The sequence below is a fragment of the Rhodococcus sp. NPDC127527 genome (genome assembly GCF_042672245.1).
GTDB lineage: Bacteria > Actinomycetota > Actinomycetes > Mycobacteriales > Mycobacteriaceae > Rhodococcus_G.
Window position 1 is genome coordinate 290,237 of the sequence record NZ_JBHXVP010000002.1, and the last position, 19,171, is coordinate 309,407.

At 70.3% G+C, this 19,171-nt stretch carries 20 protein-coding genes; 10 read left to right on the forward strand and 10 right to left on the reverse strand.

Annotation, left to right across the window (positions count from 1 at the left end):
- Entirely contained in the window at positions 1 to 849 is an 849-nt protein-coding gene (locus ACFVH2_RS04295) for a TIGR02569 family protein (protein WP_378422575.1), read from the forward strand.
- Between the two features lie 10 nt (positions 850 to 859).
- Here ACFVH2_RS04295 and ACFVH2_RS04300 read toward each other — a convergent pair whose 3' ends face one another.
- From ACFVH2_RS04300 to ACFVH2_RS04310, 3 genes are read right to left on the reverse strand one after another with little or no spacing between them, the layout of a single operon-like run.
- A complete protein-coding gene (locus ACFVH2_RS04300) occupies positions 860 to 1,312 on the reverse strand; it encodes a GNAT family N-acetyltransferase (RefSeq protein WP_378422577.1) in 453 nt (150 codons plus the stop codon).
- Between the two features lie 27 nt (positions 1,313 to 1,339).
- The gene (locus tag ACFVH2_RS04305) at positions 1,340 to 2,362 is read right to left on the reverse strand and encodes a pirin family protein (protein WP_378422579.1); all 1,023 of its coding nucleotides are present in this window, start codon (positions 2,360 to 2,362) and stop codon (positions 1,340 to 1,342) included.
- A gap of 28 nt (positions 2,363 to 2,390) precedes the next feature.
- Complete coding sequence (locus ACFVH2_RS04310; protein ID WP_378422581.1) at positions 2,391 to 3,083, reverse strand: FadR/GntR family transcriptional regulator; 693 nt, start codon at positions 3,081 to 3,083, stop codon at positions 2,391 to 2,393.
- Positions 3,084 to 3,242: 159 nt separating this feature from the next.
- Between ACFVH2_RS04310 and ACFVH2_RS04315 the strand changes: the two genes are divergently transcribed.
- The 6 genes from ACFVH2_RS04315 to ACFVH2_RS04340 all read left to right on the forward strand — a co-directional run bounded on the left by ACFVH2_RS04315 (position 3,243) and on the right by ACFVH2_RS04340 (position 10,976).
- Entirely contained in the window at positions 3,243 to 4,466 is a 1,224-nt protein-coding gene (locus ACFVH2_RS04315) for a CynX/NimT family MFS transporter (RefSeq protein ID WP_378422583.1), read from the forward strand.
- A 171-nt stretch (positions 4,467 to 4,637) separates the two neighbouring features.
- Positions 4,638 to 6,035 carry an MFS transporter gene (locus ACFVH2_RS04320; RefSeq protein ID WP_378422670.1) on the forward strand — a complete coding sequence of 466 codons (1,398 nt, stop codon included), beginning with the start codon at positions 4,638 to 4,640 and terminating at the stop codon, positions 6,033 to 6,035.
- 39 nt (positions 6,036 to 6,074) lie between these two features.
- Positions 6,075 to 8,588 (forward strand): nitrite reductase large subunit NirB, encoded by a 2,514-nt coding sequence (gene nirB / locus ACFVH2_RS04325; RefSeq protein WP_378422585.1) that lies wholly within the window; start codon positions 6,075 to 6,077, stop codon positions 8,586 to 8,588.
- Positions 8,589 to 8,648: 60 nt separating this feature from the next.
- Positions 8,649 to 9,092, forward strand: a complete 444-nt coding sequence (gene nirD, locus ACFVH2_RS04330; protein WP_378422587.1) for a nitrite reductase small subunit NirD — start codon at positions 8,649 to 8,651, stop codon at positions 9,090 to 9,092.
- On the forward strand, positions 9,089 to 10,267 hold the full coding sequence (locus tag ACFVH2_RS04335) for a uroporphyrinogen-III synthase (protein WP_378422589.1): 1,179 nt from the start codon (positions 9,089 to 9,091) through the stop codon (positions 10,265 to 10,267). The genes nirD and ACFVH2_RS04335 overlap by 4 nt, the downstream gene beginning before the upstream one ends.
- The gene (locus tag ACFVH2_RS04340) at positions 10,260 to 10,976 is read left to right on the forward strand and encodes a sirohydrochlorin chelatase (RefSeq protein WP_378422591.1); all 717 of its coding nucleotides are present in this window, start codon (positions 10,260 to 10,262) and stop codon (positions 10,974 to 10,976) included. Before ACFVH2_RS04335 ends, ACFVH2_RS04340 begins: the two co-directional genes overlap by 8 nt.
- Here ACFVH2_RS04340 and ACFVH2_RS04345 read toward each other — a convergent pair.
- Positions 10,918 to 12,666 (reverse strand): NTP transferase domain-containing protein, encoded by a 1,749-nt coding sequence (locus tag ACFVH2_RS04345; RefSeq protein ID WP_378422593.1) that lies wholly within the window; start codon positions 12,664 to 12,666, stop codon positions 10,918 to 10,920. The two genes, ACFVH2_RS04340 and ACFVH2_RS04345, sit on opposite strands and share 59 nt — an antisense overlap.
- 118 nt (positions 12,667 to 12,784) lie before the next feature.
- Between ACFVH2_RS04345 and ACFVH2_RS04350 the strand changes: the two genes are divergently transcribed.
- The 3 genes from ACFVH2_RS04350 to ACFVH2_RS04360 are packed head-to-tail and all read left to right on the forward strand — an operon-like array spanning position 12,785 to position 15,917.
- Complete coding sequence (locus ACFVH2_RS04350; protein WP_378422595.1) at positions 12,785 to 13,642, forward strand: tryptophan 2,3-dioxygenase; 858 nt, start codon at positions 12,785 to 12,787, stop codon at positions 13,640 to 13,642.
- On the forward strand, positions 13,639 to 14,670 hold the full coding sequence (locus ACFVH2_RS04355) for a hypothetical protein (RefSeq protein ID WP_378422597.1): 1,032 nt from the start codon (positions 13,639 to 13,641) through the stop codon (positions 14,668 to 14,670). Before ACFVH2_RS04350 ends, ACFVH2_RS04355 begins: the two co-directional genes overlap by 4 nt.
- Positions 14,667 to 15,917: a kynureninase gene (locus tag ACFVH2_RS04360; protein WP_378422599.1), complete on the forward strand. Its 1,251-nt coding sequence runs from the start codon at positions 14,667 to 14,669 to the stop codon at positions 15,915 to 15,917. Before ACFVH2_RS04355 ends, ACFVH2_RS04360 begins: the two co-directional genes overlap by 4 nt.
- On the opposite strand, the gene ACFVH2_RS04365 is transcribed toward ACFVH2_RS04360, so the two are convergent.
- The 6 genes from ACFVH2_RS04365 to ACFVH2_RS04390 all read right to left on the reverse strand — a co-directional run bounded on the left by ACFVH2_RS04365 (position 15,918) and on the right by ACFVH2_RS04390 (position 19,130).
- Positions 15,918 to 16,613, reverse strand: a complete 696-nt coding sequence (locus ACFVH2_RS04365; RefSeq protein WP_378422601.1) for a transglutaminase domain-containing protein — start codon at positions 16,611 to 16,613, stop codon at positions 15,918 to 15,920. It abuts the gene before it with no gap.
- Positions 16,614 to 16,622: 9 nt separating this feature from the next.
- Positions 16,623 to 16,856 (reverse strand): hypothetical protein, encoded by a 234-nt coding sequence (locus ACFVH2_RS04370; RefSeq protein ID WP_378422603.1) that lies wholly within the window; start codon positions 16,854 to 16,856, stop codon positions 16,623 to 16,625.
- Between the two features lie 171 nt (positions 16,857 to 17,027).
- Positions 17,028 to 17,426, reverse strand: coding sequence for an ACT domain-containing protein (locus ACFVH2_RS04375; protein ID WP_378422605.1), 399 nt, complete (start codon positions 17,424 to 17,426; stop codon positions 17,028 to 17,030).
- Positions 17,427 to 17,462: 36 nt separating this feature from the next.
- On the reverse strand, positions 17,463 to 17,759 hold the full coding sequence (locus ACFVH2_RS04380) for an MGMT family protein (RefSeq protein ID WP_378422607.1): 297 nt from the start codon (positions 17,757 to 17,759) through the stop codon (positions 17,463 to 17,465).
- A complete protein-coding gene (locus ACFVH2_RS04385; protein WP_378422609.1) occupies positions 17,760 to 18,545 on the reverse strand; it encodes an alpha/beta fold hydrolase in 786 nt (261 codons plus the stop codon).
- Between the two features lie 21 nt (positions 18,546 to 18,566).
- Complete coding sequence (locus ACFVH2_RS04390; RefSeq protein WP_378422672.1) at positions 18,567 to 19,130, reverse strand: dihydrofolate reductase family protein; 564 nt, start codon at positions 19,128 to 19,130, stop codon at positions 18,567 to 18,569.
- Positions 19,131 to 19,171 lie beyond the last annotated feature (41 nt).

Here is a 19,171-nt window from a genome sequence, read left to right on the forward strand (position 1 = left end):
GTGAGCTCCGTCGAACCACCCTCGCATGTGCGGTCCACCTTCGGCCTGCGTGAGGTCGAGCCGATCCCGCTCGGTGCCGACTGGGAGGGCGGCTGGCGTTGCGACGACGTGGTGCTCTCGCCCGTCGCCGATCACGCCCGCGCGGCCTGGTCGGCGAAGGTGCGCGAGACGCTCAACCCGGACGGGGTTCGGTTGGCGCGCCCGGTGCGCGCCACCGACGGCCGCTACGTGGTCTCCGGTTGGCGCGCCGACACGTTCATCGACGGCTCGCCGGAGCCCCGGCACGACGAGGTGGTCTCGCTCTCGATGCGGCTGCACGCGGCGACGGCGCCGCTCGAGCGACCCCGGTTCCTGGTGCAGCCGCCGGTGGCGCCGTGGGCGGACGTCGACGTGTTCGTCGCGGCGGACCGGGCCGCGTGGGAGCAGGTTCCACTGCGCGGGGTCAAGGGACAGTTCGAGGCGACCTCCGCCGACGGTCGCACGAGTGTCGAGCTGATCGGTCAGCTGGCGACGCTGCGGAAGCAGGTGCTCAGCCCGGACCAGTTGGTGCACGGCGACCTGTTCGGCACGGTCCTGTTTTCGGGTTCGGAGGCTCCGGGCATCACCGACATCACCCCGTACTGGCGACCCGCGGGCTGGGCAGCGGGTGTCGCCGTCGTCGACGCGCTGTCCTGGGGTGGGGCGGACGAGGAGCTGATCGGGCGCTGGGAGGACCTACCCGAGTGGCCGCAGATGTTGTTGCGCGCGTTGATGTTCCGTCTCGCGGTGCACGCCCTGCATCCGCGGTCCACACCGGAGGCGCTGCCGGGGCTGGTGCGGACCGCGGACCTGATCCGACTGATGCTCTGAGCGCGACGCCTCATTCCGGCGGTGCCGGCCCGACCGCCGGCCGCCGCATCGGCACATGGTCGATTCCGGCCTCGGAGAAGTTCGGCCCCGTGCGCCGAAACCCGAATCGGCCGTACCAGCTCTCGAGGTAGGCCTGGGCGGAGATGTCGACCTCGCCCGGGATCGACGCGAGGGCCGTCGCCAGCAGCTCGCCGGCAATACCCCGGCCCCGAGCGGTGACCGCGGTGGCCACCCGCCCGATGTGCACCGTCGGTTCGTCGGCCAGAACCCGCAGGGTGGCCACCACCTGTCCGTCCTCTTCGGTCCAGAACAACGTCGTGGACGCGTGCAGGTCGCGGCCGTCGAGTTCGGGTTCGGAGACGACGCCCTGCTCGTGAACGAACACCGCGGTACGCAGCATCATGATCCGATACAGCGTGGCGGGGTCCGTGGCGGCCAGCCTCGCGTGGTGGACGGTACGCACGGCCTCAGTCTAGGGACGGTTACCTGGTCACGGGGTGTCGACGCGGCCACTCGGGTGCTTGGCGAACCGTCCCGCATCCGCAGGATGCACCGGCCCGTCCGACGGCCAGGGCCAGCCGCCGAAACGGGTGCGGCGGTAGTCGTCGAAGGCCTGCACCAGCCCCGCCTCGTCGTTGAGGACGAACGGTCCGTGCTGGGCGACAGGCTCGCCGATGGGCCGACCCTGGAGCAGCAGAATCTTGACGCCACCGTCACCCGCGGTCAGCGTCACGGGTCCGGTGGCGTCCACGAGGATCCCGGTGCCGGTGTCGATAGGCGCAGCGCCGATCCGGACCGTCGACCCGTCGTACACGTACAGCACCCGGTGGGTGTCGGCCGAGGCGGCCGCGGGTAGCTCGTACTCGGCGCCGGGCCCGAGGTCCAGGTGCCAGATCGCCAGATCGGAGGAGTCGCTGGACGCCCACGACTCGGGCGGCGGCATGAGCGGCTCGGCGTGGTCGAGGCGTCCCGCGATCACGATCACCTCGGTGACACGGCCGGCGTCGTCCGTGTGTGTGACGCGCGGGGTGTGCTCGTTCCAGAACATGGAGAAGTGCGGCTCGGCTCCCTTGGACGCGGCCGGGAGGTTGAGCCAGATCTGAAACAGTTCCAGCGGATTCGCGTGGTCGCGCTCGAGCAGGGGGAACATTTCCGAATGCGACACGCCGCGGCCGGTGGTGAGCCACTGGGTGTCGCCTGCCCCGTACCGCGCGGTCGCGCCGAGCGAGTCGGCGTGGTCCACGTGACCCTCGCGCACGTACGTCACGGTCTCGAAGCCGCGATGCGGATGCTGGGGGAACCCCGGGACGGAATCCCCGTGGTACATGTTCCAGCCTGCGGGGTTCCCGAAGTCCTGGCCGAGCGGCCGACCGGCCAGCGAGGCGTCGGGGCCCAGCTCGGCTGTGCCCTCGGGATAGTCGTCGCGGTGGAAGGCGACGAAGAGGAACGGGTCCACCGCCTGCCACGGCGTTCCGAGTGGGAACTGCTGGAGGACCGGATTGTTCGATGTCATAGAAACTTCAACTAAACGGCCCCTCGGGTCATTCCCGCGGGGTGCGCTGCGAAAGCAGTTCGGTGAGGAACCGTCGGGCCGCGGTGGCGGCCCGCTCGGCCTCGCCGTCGATCACGGCCTGCACCAACTCGTGGTGTTCGGTCTCGAAGGAGTTCGCGGGGTCCACGGGATGTCGCGAGATGGTCTGTTCGATGGTCGGCAGCAGGGAGTCGTAGAACTCCAGGTAGACCTCGTTGTGGCTGGCCGCGACGATCGCGCGATGCAGGGCGAGGTCCGCCGCGACGGCCGCCCTCTGTTCGGTGTCGGTCACCGTTGTGGTGTTGCGCCACAACGCGTTCCGTGCTTCCAGTAGCGTGCGAAGCCGGTCGATGTCGGTGGCGTCGCGGCGGCGCGCCGCCAGGGCGGCGGCGGTGACGTCCAAGGCCTGACGCAGTTCGAGCACGTCCCGCTCGTGCGCAGACGCGAAGTACTTGCCGAGCGTTCCGCAGAGGTCGCTGGTGGCGATCACGTAAGTGCCCGAGCCTTGCCTGCGCTCGAGCATGCCCGCGTGCACCAGTGCCTGGACCGCCTCGCGGACGGTGTTGCGTCCGGTCCCGGTCAACTCCGCGAGTTCGGGCTCGGTCGGGATTCGCTCGCCGATCGGCCATCTCCCGGCCGTGATCTCGGCACGGAGTTGGTCCGTGACCTGGGCGATGAGGCTGGTACGGCGAACGGGCTGCACGGTTGTCACTCTCTCTGCTGGGCTGTCACCCGCATCATAGTCGGTTGCATCCGATCATCCAGTCATCCTATGATTTCTCGGTCCGATGTCAGGGGCGAAGTTCGAGAACACGCGAGGTGAGTGGTGACGGTGCAGACGGCCCGACGGCAGGATGAGGCGATGTCCAGGCGCTCGCTCGTGGCCGGACGGCTGATGGTGCTCGTTGCGATCGTGCTCTCCGCGCTGACCCTGCGCACCGCCGTCACCTCCATCACGCCGCTGCTCGACGAGATCGGCGCGGAGGTCGGTTTCGACTCGACCGTCACCGGGGTCTTCGGCATGCTGCCGACGGCGATGTTCGCGGTGTTCGGGATCCTCACCCCGCGCTTCGCGCTCCGCTTCGGGCTGGAGCGGGTGGCGCTGGCGGCGATGGCCATGACCGCGATCGGGATCGCGACGCGCTCGGCGATGTCGGGCACCCTCGGGCTGCTGTTCTTCTCGGCATTGGCGCTCGGCGGCATGGGCATCGGCAACGTGGTGATCCCGCCGCTGGTCAAGCGCTACTTCTCGGACCGACTGGCCGTGGTGAGCACCGTCTACATCACGTGCGTGCAGATCGGCACCATGCTGCCCGCGCTGGTCGCGGTGCCGCTCGCCGAGGCCTTCGGCTGGCGGACGTCGCTCGGCGTGTGGGCGTTGCTGCCCGTCGCCGCCGCGCTCCCGTGGATCGGGGTGATCCTCAGCCGGCGCGGCCGGGACCGGTCCGACGTCACCGCGGAGCGGGTCGTCACCTCCGGGGAGTCGAAGGGGCAGGCCTGGCGCTCGCCGGTCGCGTGGGGCATGGCGGGCATGTTCGGCATGACGTCGCTGATCACGTACTCGATGTTCACCTGGATTCCCAAGATTCTCACCGAGGCCGGCGCCAGCGCGGGGTTCGGTGGCGCGATGGTCGCACTGTTCTCGGCCGTGGGATTCATCGCCGCGATCGGGGCGCCGTCGCTGTGCATCCGGATCGCGAACCCGTTCCCCGTTGTGCTGGGCTGCGTTGTGGCCTACCTGATCGGCTTCTCGGGACTGTTGTTCGCCCCGATGGCCGCGCCGATCGTGTGGATCATCGCGCTCGGACTGGGTCCGAGCACCTTCCCGATGTCGCTGACGCTGATCAACCTGCGCACCAGGACCGGTGCCGGGTCCGCGGCGCTGTCCGGCTTCACCCAGGGCCTCGGCTACGCGGTGGCCTGCATCGGACCGCTCCTGTTCGGCGTCCTGCACGACGCCACCGGCGGCTGGACCTGGCCGTTCGCGCTGCTGCTCGGTGCCGTGGCCGTGATGACCCTGGGCGCCTACCAGGCCTGCAAGCCGCGGTTCCTGGAAGACTCCTGGGGTGCCCGTCACACCGGGTAACGCGGCGTTTACCTGCGAAAACCTCCTCACCGGAATGGTCCGGCGATGGTGAGCGCAAGTTCACTGCGGGGTCACTGACCGCAGCACCCGGGCAACATCCGACTCGTAGCTTTGGGACTCCCAAGCACACGAGGAGGCCCGGTGACCACACGTTCGGACGACGCCACTGCAGTGGCCGGCGCGGCAGAGGCTCCGGCCTCGCCGCGCCCGCACTACATCGAGCACTGGGACGCCGAGGACGTGGCGGCCTGGGAAGCGGGCGGCAAGCAGATCGCCCGGCGGAACCTGATCTGGTCGGTCATCGCCGAGCACGTCGGCTTCTCGGTGTGGTCGATCTGGTCGGTGATGGTCCTGTTCATGCCCGTCGGGGTCTACGGCATCGACGCGGGCGGCAAGTTCTTCCTCGTCGCGGTCCCGACACTGGTCGGTTCCATCCTGCGCATCCCGTACACCGTCGCCACCGCGCGATTCGGCGGTCGCAACTGGACCGTCTTCAGTGCACTGGTGCTGTTCGTCCCGCTGCTCGCGACGCTGTACCTGATGCTCGATCCGGGCTTCTCGTACACCACGTTCCTGCTGGTGGCGGCGCTCGCGGGCGTCGGCGGGGGCAACTTCGCCTCCTCGATGACCAACATCAACGCCTTCTACCCGCAGCGACTCAAGGGCTGGGCGCTCGGCCTGAACGCGGGCGGCGGCAACATCGGTGTCCCGACGATCCAGCTCATCGGTCTGCTGGTCATCGCGACCGTCGGCAACACCGAGGCGTGGATCGTCTGCGCCGTGTACCTGGTGTTCGTCGGAGCCGCGGCGGTCGGCGCTGCCCTGTTCATGGACAACCTCGGCAACCAGAAGGCCGACCTGCGCGCGATGGGTGCGGCGCTGAAGTACCGCGACTCCTGGGTGATCGCCTTCCTCTACATCGGGACGTTCGGCTCCTTCATCGGGTACAGCTTCGCGTTCGGCCAGGTCATGCAGATCAACTACCTCGCCGGCGGCGACACCCCCGTTCAGGCGGCCCTGCACACCGCCCAGATCGCGTTCATCGGGCCCCTGCTCGGATCCATCGCCCGCCCGATCGGCGGCAAGCTGGCCGACCGCATCGGCGGCGGCAAGATCACCCTGTACACCTTCGTGGCGATGGCGCTGGCGGCGGCGGTGCTGGTCACCGCGAGCAGCAAGGGCTCGATGACCGCGCTGGTGCTCGGGTTCATCGCCCTGTTCCTGCTCTCGGGCCTCGGCAACGGGTCGGTCTACAAGATCATCCCGTCGATCTTCGAGGCGAAGGCGCAGGGGCTGGACGAGCTGGGTGCGTCCGGGAAGGCGGCCTGGTCGCGCAGCATGTCCGGGGCGCTGATCGGGTTCGCCGGCGCCATCGGCGGCCTCGGCGGTGTCGGCATCAACCTGGTGCTGCGCGCGTCCTACAGCAGCCCGGCGAAGTCCGCGACGATGGCCTTCTGGGTCTTCCTCGGCTTCTACCTCGCGTGCGTGGTCGTTACCTGGGTGGTGTTCCTCCGCCGCCCGGCCGAGCGCGGCGTCACCGACGACAACCAGTCTCCCGTGCTGGTCTGACAACCGAGTATCACGATCGATCGAGGAAGAGGCTGCGGCATGAGCGACAAGTCGGTAGTGGTGGTGGGCCACGGCATGGTCGGACATCGGTTCGTCGAGGCACTGCGCGCCCGCGACGAGGCGGGCGCCTGGCGGATCACCGTCCTGTGCGAGGAGGAACTGCCGGCGTACGACCGGGTCGCGCTGTCGTCGTACGTCGGATCTTGGGACGCAAAGGAACTCGCGCTCGCCGGCAACGACTACCGCGGCGACGCCCTGGTCGATCTGCGGACCGGCGTGCGCGCCGACACCGTCGACCGCGCGGCCCGCACGGTCACCACGTCGGCCGGTGACACGCTCGACTACGACGCTCTCGTGATGGCCACCGGCTCGTACGCGTTCGTGCCGCCGGTGCCCGGGCACGACCGGCCGGAGTGCTTCGTCTACCGCACCCTCGACGACCTCGACGGCATCCGTGCCCGCGCCGAGGCGGCCGGTCCGGGCGCCGTCGGTGTCGTGGTCGGCGGCGGGCTGCTGGGCCTCGAGGCGGCGAACGCCCTGCGGCTGATGGGCATGACTCCGCACGTCGTCGAGTTCGCGCCGCGGCTGATGCCGCTGCAGGTGGACGAGGGCGGCGGCGCGCTGCTGTCGCGGCTGGTCACCGATCTCGGCGTCACCGTGCACGCGGGCGTCGGCACCGCGGGCATCGCCCCTGGCCCCGACGGGGTGACCGTCGAACTCTCGGACGGTTCGGTGATCGAGGCGGCGCTGCTGGTGTTCTCGGCGGGCGTGCGGCCGCGCGACCAGCTGGCGCGGGAGGCGGGGCTCGAGGTCGGCGAGCGCGGCGGCATCCTCACGGACCACGGTTGCCGCACCTCGGACGAGGCGATCTACGCGGTCGGCGAGTGCGCGGCGGTGGCGGGCACCTGCTACGGACTCGTCGCCCCCGGGTACACCACCGCCGAGATCGTGGCGGACCGGCTGCTCGGCGGCGGCGCCGAGTTCCCCGGCGCGGACCTGTCCACCAAGCTCAAGCTGATGGGCGTGGACGTCGCCAGCTTCGGCGACGCGCACGCGAAGACACCCGGCGCACTCGAGGTGGTGCTCTCCGACGCGGCCAAGGGCACCTACGCCAAGCTGGTGGTCTCGGACGACGCGAGGATCCTGCTCGGCGGCATCCTGGTCGGCGACGCGACGCCGTACTCGTCGCTGCGGCCGTTGGTCGGCCGTGAACTGCCGGGTGATCCCGCCGCCCTGATCTCGCCGGCGGGGGAGAAGCCGGGAGCCGGATCGTTGCCGGACGATGCCGAGGTGTGTTCGTGCAACGGCGTCACCAAGGGGGCGATCTGCGGGGCGATCGCGGAGGGCGCGTGCGACATCGCGTCGGTCAAGGCGTGCACCAACGCGGGGACGACCTGCGGCGGCTGCCTGCCCACCGTCAAACAGCTACTCGCTTCGTCGGGCGTGGTGATGAGCAAGGCGCTGTGCGAGCACTTCGAGCAGTCCCGTGCGGAGTTGTTCGAGATCGTCCGGGCCACCGGCACCCGCACCTTCTCCGCGTTGATCACCAAGTTCGGCACCGGGTCCGGCTGCGACATCTGCAAGCCGGTGGTGGCGTCCATCCTCGCGTCCACCGACTCCGACCACATCCTGCACCGGCAGCAGGCCGGTCTGCAGGACACCAACGACCACTTCCTGGCGAACATCCAGAAGAACGGCACCTACTCGGTGGTGCCCCGGATGCCCGGCGGCGAGTGCACCCCCGAGCAGCTCATCGTGATCGGTGAGGTGGCACGGGACTTCGGGCTCTACACGAAGGTGACCGGCGGTCAGCGCATCGACCTGTTCGGTGCCCGCGTCGAACAACTGCCCGCGATCTGGAAGCGACTGGTCGACGCGGGAATGGAATCGGGTCAGGCGTACGGCAAGTCGTTGCGCACGGTGAAGAGCTGCGTCGGCTCCACCTGGTGCCGCTACGGTGTCCAGGACTCCGTCGGTATGGCCGTCACCCTCGAAAACCGTTACCGCGGACTGCGTTCGCCGCACAAGATCAAGTTCGGGGTCTCGGGTTGCGCGCGCGAGTGCGCGGAGGCGAGGGGCAAGGACGTCGGCGTCATCGCCACCGAACACGGCTGGAACCTGTACGTCGGAGGCAACGGCGGGCAGTCGCCCAGGCATGCACAGTTGCTCGCCGGTGGACTGGACGACGACACACTCGTCCGCTACATCGACCGGTACCTGATGTTCTACGTGCGCACCGCCGACCGGCTGCAGCGCACCGCGCCGTGGGTGGAGGCGATGGAGGGCGGTCTCGACCACCTCAAGGCGGTGGTGTGCGAGGACAGCCTCGGCATCGCGTCGGAACTCGAGTCGGAGATGGCCAAGCACGTCGAGGGCTACCGGGACGAGTGGGCGGGCGTGCTCGAGGACCCCGAGAAGCTCTCGCGGTTCGTCTCGTTCGTCAACGCCCCGGAGGAGGCCGACCCCACGGTGGTGTTCGACGAGTCCGGCTCTCGCAAGGTGCCGGTCCTGATGGGAATGCCGCCGATGCCGCTTACGCTCCGGGAATCGTAGCTTAACGCCCAGGTAACACCGGAAACGTAGAAAGTAAGCCTGCACGAAGGAGGGGTCGTGATGACCGTTACCGAAACGAGGGCCCACAACGTGACCGGACCCGGACGCGACAGCGTCAACGACGGAAAACTCGAATGGACCTCGGCCTGTCCGCTCAGCCATCTGATCCCCGGGCGGGGCGTGGCGGTGCTCATTCGTGGCGCCGAGCAGGCCGCACTGTTCCTGCTCGAGGACGGTTCCCTGTACGCGGTCGGCAACATCGACCCGTTCGGCCGCGCCGCGGTGATGTCGCGCGGACTGGTCGGCGACCGGGCGGGTGAACCGATCGTGGTCTCGCCCCTGCTCAAGCAGGTCTTCTCCCTGGTCGACGGCCGCTGCCTGGAGGACGAGTCGGTGCGGCTGCCGGTCTACGACGTGCGCGTGTGGGCCGGCGTGGTGCAGGTTCACAGCGGCTCCGCCGCTCAGAGTGCCAGCGGCTCCGGCGTCGATCGGGCCAGCGCATGAGCGAGTCGGGGGCGGTACCCCGGATCGGCGAGCCGCTGCTCGGGTTCACCGTCGGGGTGACCGCCGCCCGCCGGTCGGAGGAATTCAGCACCCTGCTGACCCGGCGCGGGGCGACAGTCGTCTCGGCGGCCGCGATCCGGATCATCCCGCTCGTCGACGATGCCGAGCTCGAGCGGGTCACCAGGGAGCTGATCGACGTGCCCGCGGAGATCACGGTGGCCACCACCGGCATCGGCTTCCGCGGCTGGATGGAGGCTGCGGACGGCTGGGGCCTGGCGGAGGGATTGACTGCCGCACTGTCTGCTTCGCGGATCCTCGCTCGCGGACCCAAGGCGAAGGGAGCCATCCGCGCCGCCGATCTGCGCGAGGAGTGGTCGCCGCCTTCGGAGTCGTCCGCCGAGGTGATCGACCACCTGCTCGCGGAAGGAGTGGAGGGCAAGCGGATCGCGGTGCAGCTGCACGGCGCGACCACGGAGTGGGAACCGTTGCCCGACTTCTGTGAGGTGCTGCGCCTGGCAGGCGCGGAGGTCGTGCCGGTTCCGGTGTACCGGTGGACACCACCCGAGGACCAGAGCGGCATGGACCGGATGATCGAGGCGACCGTCAGTGGCTCGCTGGACGCGGTCAGCTTCACCAGTGCACCGGCGGTCGCGTCGATGCTGATGCGAGCCAAGGAGATCGGTCTCGTCGACCCGCTGCTGCACTCGCTGCGCGGCCGCGTCCTCGCGGTCTGCGTGGGACCGGTCACCGCGGCGCCGCTCGAGGTGCTGGGTGTCCCTACCAGCATCCCGGCGCGGGCCCGACTCGGTTCGCTGGCGAGGCACATCGCCGAGGAGCTGCCGCGCCGATCGCTGCTGCTGCGGGTGGCCGGACACGATGTGAGCGTGCGCGGCAGGTGCGTGGTCGTCGACGGAGAGGTTCGCCAGTTGCCCCCGGCCGCAATGGCATTGATGCGCACCCTGACGCACCGGCCGGGACGTGTCGTCTCGCGGGACGAGCTGCTGACGGTGTTGCCTGGCGGCGGCGGTGACACCCACGCGGTGGAAACGGCGATCGCCCGCCTGCGGTCCTGCCTCGGCGCGCCGAAGATCGTGCAGACGGTGGTCAAGCGCGGCTACCGACTGGCGCTCGATCCCGTGGACTGCGGTGACGCCCCCGAGCGTGGCGATGACTAGGCCCGCCCTGGTGCTGGTGGCGCACGGCACCCGCAGCACGCGAGGTGTCGACATGGTGGCGGCGCTCGCCGACCGGGTGGCCGCCGAGGTGGGACCTACCCGGGTCGCATTCGTGGACGTGCTCGGACCCTCGCCCGCGGAGGTCCTGCGAGACCTTTCCGGTCCGGCGGTGGTGGTGCCGGCCTTCCTGGCCTCCGGCTATCACGTGCACACCGACGTGCCCCGTGAGGTGTCGGACTCGGGGCACCCGGACGTGCGGGTGACGCCGGCGCTGGGGCCGGACCCGGTGCTGGCACGGGTGCTGCTCGAACGGCTGCGCGAGGCGGGCTGGCGTCGGGGAGACGCGGTGGTGCTCGCTGCCGCCGGATCGTCGGATCACCGGGCGCTCGCGGACGTGCGCCGGGCCGCGGCCATGCTGGCCGCGTCGACCGGCGATCGCGTGGAGATCGGATACGTCGCCACGGCGCAGCCGCGAGTGCCCGATGTGGTGGCACGCCTGCGGGAGCAGAGCGGGCGCCGCGTGTTCGTGGCCTCGTACCTGCTGGCGCACGGGCTCTTTCACACGCGACTTGCGGATGCGGGCGCCGACGGGGTGGCCGAGCCGCTCGGCGTGCACCCGGAGCTGGTGCGGCTGCTGGTGTCGCGCTACGTCAACGCGGCAGCGGCAGAAGCTCCGCGCGACCACCGTCAGGTGTCCCCGGTTCGATGATCGCCAGCGCCTGAGCGCCGACGAGCGCGGCCAGGTGGGCGGTGCGCACGTGACCTGCCGCATGCCACCGGCCGTCCGGCAGGAGGGCGAGCGGAACGACCCGCGGGAAGTCCGAGCAGGCCTGCGTGGCGTTGGCGACGACACCGGTCGTGGGTACCGGGCTCGGTTCGCCGGTCATCGCCGCCACCACCGTCGGCGCGGTCAACAGCAGTGTCGCCACGGCAGCATACGGATTTCCCGGCAGCCCCAACACGATTCGTCCGTCCGGCAAGGCCGCGACGATCTGTGATCCACCGGGGCGGACCAGGACCCGTCCGACGATCGTCCGGGCGCCCCGTCGCTGCAGGGCCAGCCGCATGTGGTCCGCCGCCCCGCCGCCGGTGGCGCCGACGATCACGATCAGCTCGGCGTCGGTTCCGGCGGCAGGTCGGGCGAGCAGTTCGTCGAATCCGCCCGCGGTGTCGCGCAGGTGCGACTCGGTGGCGGTGCGGACCCCGCACCAGGAAAGGAACTGCGGCAGCAGTGGTCCCAGTGAGTCGCGGGTCTGCCCCTCGCGCAACGGGCCGTCCCGGCGGATCTCGTCACCGGTGACCACGACGTGGGCGCGGACCGGTCCGCGGACCGCCAGCCGGGCGACCTCGCCGCTCAGCGCGACCGACGCCGCCGCGGGCGTTACGCGGGTGCCGACGGCCGCCAGGGGAGTGCCCGCCTGCCAGTCCTCGCCGCTGCGACGGGTGTCGTCGCGGATCGGCGCATCGGCCCGTCGGCTCAGCGAGGTGCCGGTGCGCTCGACGTGCTCGTCGCGCACCACCGACGTCGAGCCCGGCGGTACGTGTGCCCCGGTCGCGATGCGCACCGCGTGGCCGGGCGCGAGGGCGAGGTCCTCCTCCGACCCGGCGTACCGGATCGCGGTGTCGAGTTCCCACGGGCCCGGACCGGACACGGCGTAGCCGTCCATCGCGGAGACGTCGAAACGGGGCAGGGGAGCGGCGGCGACCAGTGGTTCGGCGAGCACGGCCCCCAGCGCGGCAGTCGGTGCCAGGACGCGCACGGGCAGGGCGGGCACGCCGTCGCGTATCGCCTGCCGGGCCTGTGCGATCGTCACCGGCTCTGCCGCGCGGGCGCGGGCGGCCGCGACGTCGGTCTCGGTGTCGCAGTCGGAGATCCCTGACATCGACACGGTGACATGGTTTTTCGGAACGACGGACTTCATCGCCCGGTTCACCGCGCCGTCCGGACCGAGCGCGTCGAGTCGTGCCGTCAGCGCCGGACGGCGCCACACCCCGAGCAGGAACTGCACTCGTCCGGAGTCGTCCATCGCGAACGCGGCATCCGCGGCGGGGTCGGCGGCGAGCGCGTCGAGCAGCCGCTCGATGGTGGACGGCGCGAGGAACGGCAGGTCCGCGGCCAGCGCAACGACCAGCGAGCCCTCTCCCACGCTCCGCAGCCCAGCGGCGAGGGCCGCGACCGGGCCCGAACCGCGCGGCGACTCCTGGGTCTGACGCACGCTCGGGTCGAGGTCCTCCCGGTACGGTCCGACGACCACGATCCGAGCGGCTCCCGCCACGGCATCCAGCGCGGTGCGGAGCATCGTGCGCCCGCCGACCTCGATGGACGGCTTGTCGACGCCGCCCATGCGCGTGGCCGATCCGCCGGCCAGGACGATGGCCTCGAACGGTTCGGCAGTCATGGGTTCATCGTCCCATGTTCGATTGGTCGACTCGCCGCGTGGCGCCATCGTTGACCGAGCCCCGTGCACCTGCGAGATTCGTCGGTGATCGTCGTCATACAGCCGCCAGGAGGCAGTGATGGCCGGAGACTCGAACTTCCGGGAGCTCGAACCCGGCATCGTGACCGATTTCAGGTCCGCGATGAGCTACGGCTCCTACCTCGATCTCGACACCCTGCTGCGCGCACAGAATCCCGTCAGCGAGCCGCAGCACCACGACGAGATGCTGTTCATCATCGCGCACCAGACCACCGAGCTGTGGCTCAAGCTCGTGCTGCACGAGATCCGCGCGGCGCGCCGGGCGTTCGCCGAGGACGACATCGGGATGGCACTCAAGTGCATCGCCCGGGTCAAGCACATCCAGAAGACACTCACCGAGCAGTGGTCGATCCTGGCGACGCTCACGCCCACCGAGTATGCGCAGTTCCGTGGTTTCCTCGGCAACGCGTCGGGGTTCCAGTCCTGCCAGTACCGCGCCGTGGAGTTCGTCCTCGGCAACAAGAACGCGGCCACGCTGACGGTCTTCGAGTCGGACCCGCCCGCCCACGCCCTGCTCGAGGCCTTGCTGCGCGAGCCGAGCCTCTACGACGAGTTCTGGCGATGTCTGGCGCGTGCCGGCTACGACGTCCCGGTCTCCGCGCTGGATCGCGACGTCAGCCGGGGCTACGTGCTCAACCCCGACCTGATGGCACTCGTCAGGCGTGTCTACGAGCACCCGGAGGACAACTGGCGTGCGTACGAGTCGTTCGAGGAGTTCGTCGACCTGGAGGAGAGCTTCCAGCTGTGGCGGTTCCGGCACCTGCGGACGGTGCTCCGAGTCATCGGTATGAAACCGGGGACCGGCGGATCGTCCGGCGGCGCCGGGTATCTGCAACGGGCGCTCGACCAGAGCTTCTTCCCCGAACTGTTCGCCGCGCGCACCGAGATCGGGCAATGACGAGTTCGACGGTCACCCTCGACGTCGAAAACCTGTGGCGCGGAGCCTGGTCGGGACCGTGCCGGCTGAGGGTGCGCGGCCGTCGCGTCGAGCTGGTCGAATCGCGCACCCAGTCGGACGGTCGTGGGGATCTCACGGTCCCGGGATGCGTGTTCGCCGGGATGCGGGACGCTCACGTGCATCTCGACCTCGTCGAGGCCCGCGACCTGTACGCGGGCGGGTTGAGTGTGGTGCACGATCTCGGCTCCGCGCTGCCGACGCTCGCGCCGTTCGCCGGCGGCCGGGTCCGCGCGGGCCTGCCCGAGGTGCGATTCGCCGGCCAGTTCCTCACCGCTGCAGGCGGTTACCCGAGCGACCGAACCTGGGCCCGGGCCGGCTCGGTGCGTGCGGTGACCGGGCCCGCCGACGCGGCGGCCGCGGTCGACGAACAGGCGCGGGCGGGTGCCGACTTCGTCAAGGTGATGCTGAACGCGGACGCCGGACCGACCCTCGACGAGGCGACGCTGGGCGCTCTCGTCCGCGCCGCGCACGAGGGCGGTCGCCGGGTCGTCGCGCACGCGGAGGGGACCGGGCAGGTCGAGCGGGCCTTTGCTGCGGGGGTGGACCGGCTGGCGCACGCGCCGTGGACCGAGCGGCTGTCGGCGGACCTGCTGGGTGCGATGGGGCCGGCCGTGCAGTGGATCAGCACTCTCGACATCCACGGGCGGGGTGGCGACGGTGCGGCGTTCGAGGTCGCCGTCGACAACGTTCGACGCTTCCGCGCCGCCGGCGGCACGGTGATCTACGGCACCGATCAGGGCAACGGACCCCAGCGGGTGGGCGTCAACGACCGTGAGCTGCTCGCGCTGTTGGCGGCCGGCCTCGATCGCGCGGCGGTACTCGACGCGATCGCGCTCGCCTGGCCGGCGCGGTGCCGGGGTTTCGCGTGGGCGCCCGGACCGCCGCCGTCCGGCGATCAGGACTGGGCCCGGTGGGTCGCCTCGGTGCGCAACGTCGCGGTGGAGGAGTGGGAGGAGCAGTTCGGATGAACGAGGGCAATGCTGCCGCAGGGGTATTCGCGGTCCGTGCGGCCGAACTCGATGCGGGCGACCCCTTGCGGGAGCTGCGTGGTCGGTTCGTCGGCGCGGGAGACGAATCCGTCGTGTCGTATCTGGACGGGAACTCGCTCGGCCGTCCGCCCCTGGCCAGTGCCCGGCGCATCGAACGATTCGTCACCGAGAGCTGGGGCGCGCGGCTCATCCGCGGCTGGGACGAGGAGTGGTTCGATATGCCGTTGACGATCGGCGACGAACTGGGCGGGGCGGTGCTCGGCGCGGCCGCCGGCCAGACCGCGGTCGGGGACTCGACCAGCGTCCTGCTCTACAAGCTGGTCCGCGGTGCGCTCGCGCTGCGACCCGGTCGCGACGAGGTCGTGCTGGACACGGACAATTTCCCCACCGACCGCTACGTGCTCGAGGGTGTCGCGGCCGAGTCGGGGGCGACGCTGCGCTGGATCGCCGCGGACCCGCGCTCGGGGGTGTGCGCCGAGCAGGTGGCCGCCGTCGTCGGCGAGCGGACGGCGCTGGTGGTGCTCAGTCACGTCGCGTACCGGTCCGGATACCTGGCCGACGCCGCGGCGATCACGGGGATCGTGCACGACGTCGGGGCGTTGATCCTCTGGGACCTGTGTCATTCCGTCGGTGCGGTCCCGGTCGAACTGGATTCGTGGGGAGTCGATTTCGCCGTCGGCTGCACCTACAAGTATCTGAACGGTGGCCCCGGATCGCCCGCCTTCGGATACGTCCGGGCCGGACTCCTCGACACGTTCGTTCAACCGATCTGGGGGTGGATGGGCCGCGCGGACTGCTTCGAGATGGGACCCGGGTACCTGCCCGCGGTCGGCATCCGCCGGATCCTCAGCGGCACCCCGCCCGTGCTGGGCATGATCGCCCTGCGTGACACCGTCGCGATGATCGAGGAGGTGGGCATCGCCGCGATCCGGGAGAAGTCGGTCGCCCTGACCGGGTTCGCGATCGAGTTGGTCGACGACTGGCTGGTTCCGCTCGGCGCCACGATCGCGTCGCCGCGCGACCCGCGGCGACGCGGCAGCCACGTCACCGTCGACCACCCGGAGTTTCGCGAGATGACGCCCGTGCTATGGGAGCGGGGTGTGATCCCCGACTTCCGAGCTCCCGAGGGCCTACGTCTCGGATTGAGCCCGCTCACCGCGAGTTTCGCGGAGGTGGTCAGGGGGCTGGAGGTGATCCGCGACGAGCTGGCGGCACGGGTTCGGTGATCAGCCCGCGCTCCACCTGCTCGAGAACGGCTCCAGAACGGTCCGCACCGGACGGGCCAGGGTCTGGCCATATCGTGCGAACAGGCCGTCGCGGGAATCGAAGGATCCCAGCGACTGGACGACGTGGCCCGAGAGGTCGAGGCAGGCCGCGGACTGGGTGGCGGCGCTCCAACTGATGGGGCTGCGGCCCGCGGCGTCGAACAGGGTCTCGGCGCCGCTGTTGGTGAAGGGTTCCGAGGTCGTGCACCCCTGTCCGCTGAACGCGGCGGACGCGTCTAACCACTGGCCGTCTACGCGGAAGCTCGGCCAGGCCAGCAGCACGCGGTCGGGGACGAACGGTCGAAGGTACCGGAAGCGCGGGTACCAGAATTCGCCGCGCAGGACGAGGCCCTCCACGCGCGTCGCGATACCGGCGCGCCGGGCCAGAGCCTCGACTACCGCGAGGCGCTGGCTGCAGGAGCCGCGGCCATGCGCGAGGGTCACCGAAGCGGGTTGTGTGTCGTCGAGGGCGTAGACGGCGCGAATGTGCTGCTGGACCCAGCGGTGCGTCGACCTGAGGAAGTCGTCGGTCGCTGGGGTGACGGGTCCGAAACGGCCCCAGTCGAGGATGGTGGTGGCGTCGATTCCGCCCGCGGACTCGCCGGTGGTGGGTTCGAGTTCACGTCCGCGCCAGGTGGTCACCAGTGTGCACGTCATTACGCAACGCTAGTCGTATCTTCGGCGGAGGATCGGCAGGGTGATGTCGTGTTGGCCGATGGTGTTGTGGGCGTGGATGATTGCGTCGGCGAGCATGTCGTAGTGCCAGTAGCCTGTGGTTTTCAACTGGTGGTGCAGGAGGCAGAGGCACTGGAGGTTGGTGGCGATGGTCCAGCCGCCGAGCCGGGGTCTGTCGTGGTCGAACGGGACGATGTGGTCGATCTGGCAGCGGTCGGCGGGCACGGTGCAGCCGGGGTGGCGGCAGGTGCCGTCGCGCAGTCGGATGGCTGCGGCGAGGGTGGCATTCGGTCTCGGTGAGCAGGGATCGTTCGTGGTCGGTGATCGGGATGTGTTCGGCGTGTGGTGCGCGGCTCATGTCGATCAACCCCCCCGAGTTCGAATATGTGTTCGATTCTACGCGGGGTTGCGGGGTGTGGCAACCAACGCGGCGAGGGCGAGGTCTGCCTTCTCGACCGGCACGAGGAGATGGTCGTGATGGAACCCGGCGATCACGTTGCAGCTGATCCCGGCCTCGGCGAGTCGGGTACTCACGGCAGCGGTCAGCCCGACCGCATCCAGTGCGGAGTGCACTCGGAGCGTGATCCAGGCGGCCTCGAAGTCGTAGTGCCAGCCGCGGTCGTCGGCCTGGGCCTTCGTCACGACCACGGTGACGCCCTCGTCCTCGACCACCGTCGCGGCGGCGCGGATGCCGTCGGCCTCGTCGACCGGCACGGACACGAAGACGTACGTGCCCGGTCGGCGTGCGGGGTTCATCGAGGAGAGCAGGACATCGAGGTCACGTTCGCCGGACATGGGACCGACGATGCCATCCGCCGCGGCGAGCCGCGATCAGAACCGGTGCCGTGCCGCGCGCAGATCCACCCGCCCGTCGTCGATCGGCACGCCCTCGAGCGCGAGCTTCGAGATCTGCCGGTGCGCGAGATGCGGGGTCGGTCGCCCGGACGCCGGGACCACCCGGTGCCAGGGCAGGTCGGAGGAGTCGGTGCGCATGATCCAGCCGACCGTCCGAGGGCTCGACAGGCCCGCCGCCGCGGCGATGTCGCCGTACGTGGCGACCTTCCCTGCGGGGATCGAGGCGACCAGATCGCGGACCCGCTCGACCTGCTCCTCGGTGGTCGCGGCCACCTACAGCAGCTTCTCGATCAGCGCGGCGATCTCCGCAGGTCGCGACTGCGCCACCATGTGGTCGACGTCCATCTCGACGACGGTGAACAGGTCGCCGAGCCGCTCCGCCAGCGCCCCGCGCAACTCGGCGCTGACGTACGGTGGCTGCACCCGCATCGCCTGCACGAGCACGGTCGGCAGGTCCGCCCGCGGGACCACGATCGGGCGGGCGAGCTCACCCCAGGACGCGACCACCGCCGGCACGGCGTACCGCCACCCGACCCGACCGCCCTCGACATCGATCAGGTGTTCGGCGATCTCCGCGTCCAGGATCTCGTCGGGGACGTCGGCCCACGCGCCGTGCACCTTCTCCGACCTGGCCTCCGCCGCGTCGGTGTAGTCCGGGTAACGCACCGTGAGATCCGCGATCTCGAGCAGCTTGGTCGGATCGATGGCTACCGCGGGGTCGAGGAGTAGCAGCCCGCGTACCAGTTCCGGCGCCCGCGCGGCCAGGTGCAGCGCAATGGTGCCGCCGTAGGAGTGCCCGACCAGCACGACGGGTGCGGTGGCCTCGGACTCGAGCAGTTCGACCAGGTCGTCCACCTGACTGTCGATCGACCACGGCGGCGCCCAGGTCGACCGGCCGTGCCCACGCAGGTCGGGGGCGAGCATCCGGACCTGCGGCAGGAACCCGTCGGCCAGGTGTCGCCAGCGCTGACCGTGCCCGGTCATTCCGTGCAGGGCGAGGACCGGGGGTCCGTCCACCGGGCCGTATCTATGGGTTTCGAGGTCAGCCACGACCGCCATCTTGCCCGATCGTCGGCGCGGTCAGGTACGGACGCGGTAGTGCAGGTGGACCACACCCGACCCGAATCGGTGCACGTCGACCAGCGTCAGGTCCAGCCGGAGATCGTCGGGCAAGGACCGGGTGCCGCCGCCGACCACCACCGGCGTGACGAAGAAGTGGAAGTCGTCGACCAGTCCCGCCCGGATCGCGTGAGCGGCGAGCGTCGGACCGCCGACGCTGATGTCGCGCTCGGACACCGCCTTCAGCTGCCGGACCGCCTCGGGTTCGAAGCGTTGCTCGATCCGGGTCCTCGCGCTGGCCGGGCGCGTCAGGGTGGTGGAGTACACGATCTTGTCGGCCGCCCGCCACAACTGGGCGAAATCCAGCGCGGCGGACGGGTCGCCGCCGGCCATCTCGCCGACGTACTCCCAGGTGACCATCGTCTCGTACATCCGGCGCCCGTACAGGTAAGTGCCGACGGGCCGCTCGAGATCGTTGACGAAGGCGTGCACCTCCTCGTCGGGGGCGGCCCAGTCGAAGCGACCGTCCTGGTCGGCGACGTAGCCGTCGAGTGAGGCGATGGTCGAATAGATCAGCTGGGCCACGGTGCTCATCCCTTCGTCGACCCTGAGGGCCATCTTCCCGC

Coding starts and splice junctions, on each gene's coding strand:
- ACFVH2_RS04355 (WP_378422597.1), top strand. CDS start 13,639: ATGACGAGTTCGACGGTCACCCTCGACGTCGAAAACCTGTGGCGCGGA.
- ACFVH2_RS04365 (WP_378422601.1), bottom strand. CDS start 16,613: ATGACGTGCACACTGGTGACCACCTGGCGCGGACGTGAACTCGAACCC.
- ACFVH2_RS04350 (WP_378422595.1), top strand. CDS start 12,785: ATGGCCGGAGACTCGAACTTCCGGGAGCTCGAACCCGGCATCGTGACC.
- ACFVH2_RS04335 (WP_378422589.1), top strand. CDS start 9,089: ATGAGCGAGTCGGGGGCGGTACCCCGGATCGGCGAGCCGCTGCTCGGG.
- ACFVH2_RS04305 (WP_378422579.1), bottom strand. CDS start 2,362: ATGACATCGAACAATCCGGTCCTCCAGCAGTTCCCACTCGGAACGCCG.
- nirD (WP_378422587.1), top strand. CDS start 8,649: ATGACCGTTACCGAAACGAGGGCCCACAACGTGACCGGACCCGGACGC.
- ACFVH2_RS04375 (WP_378422605.1), bottom strand. CDS start 17,426: ATGTCCGGCGAACGTGACCTCGATGTCCTGCTCTCCTCGATGAACCCC.
- ACFVH2_RS04340 (WP_378422591.1), top strand. CDS start 10,260: ATGACTAGGCCCGCCCTGGTGCTGGTGGCGCACGGCACCCGCAGCACG.
- ACFVH2_RS04360 (WP_378422599.1), top strand. CDS start 14,667: ATGAACGAGGGCAATGCTGCCGCAGGGGTATTCGCGGTCCGTGCGGCC.
- nirB (WP_378422585.1), top strand. CDS start 6,075: ATGAGCGACAAGTCGGTAGTGGTGGTGGGCCACGGCATGGTCGGACAT.
- ACFVH2_RS04385 (WP_378422609.1), bottom strand. CDS start 18,545: ATGGCGGTCGTGGCTGACCTCGAAACCCATAGATACGGCCCGGTGGAC.
- ACFVH2_RS04315 (WP_378422583.1), top strand. CDS start 3,243: ATGTCCAGGCGCTCGCTCGTGGCCGGACGGCTGATGGTGCTCGTTGCG.
- ACFVH2_RS04345 (WP_378422593.1), bottom strand. CDS start 12,666: ATGACTGCCGAACCGTTCGAGGCCATCGTCCTGGCCGGCGGATCGGCC.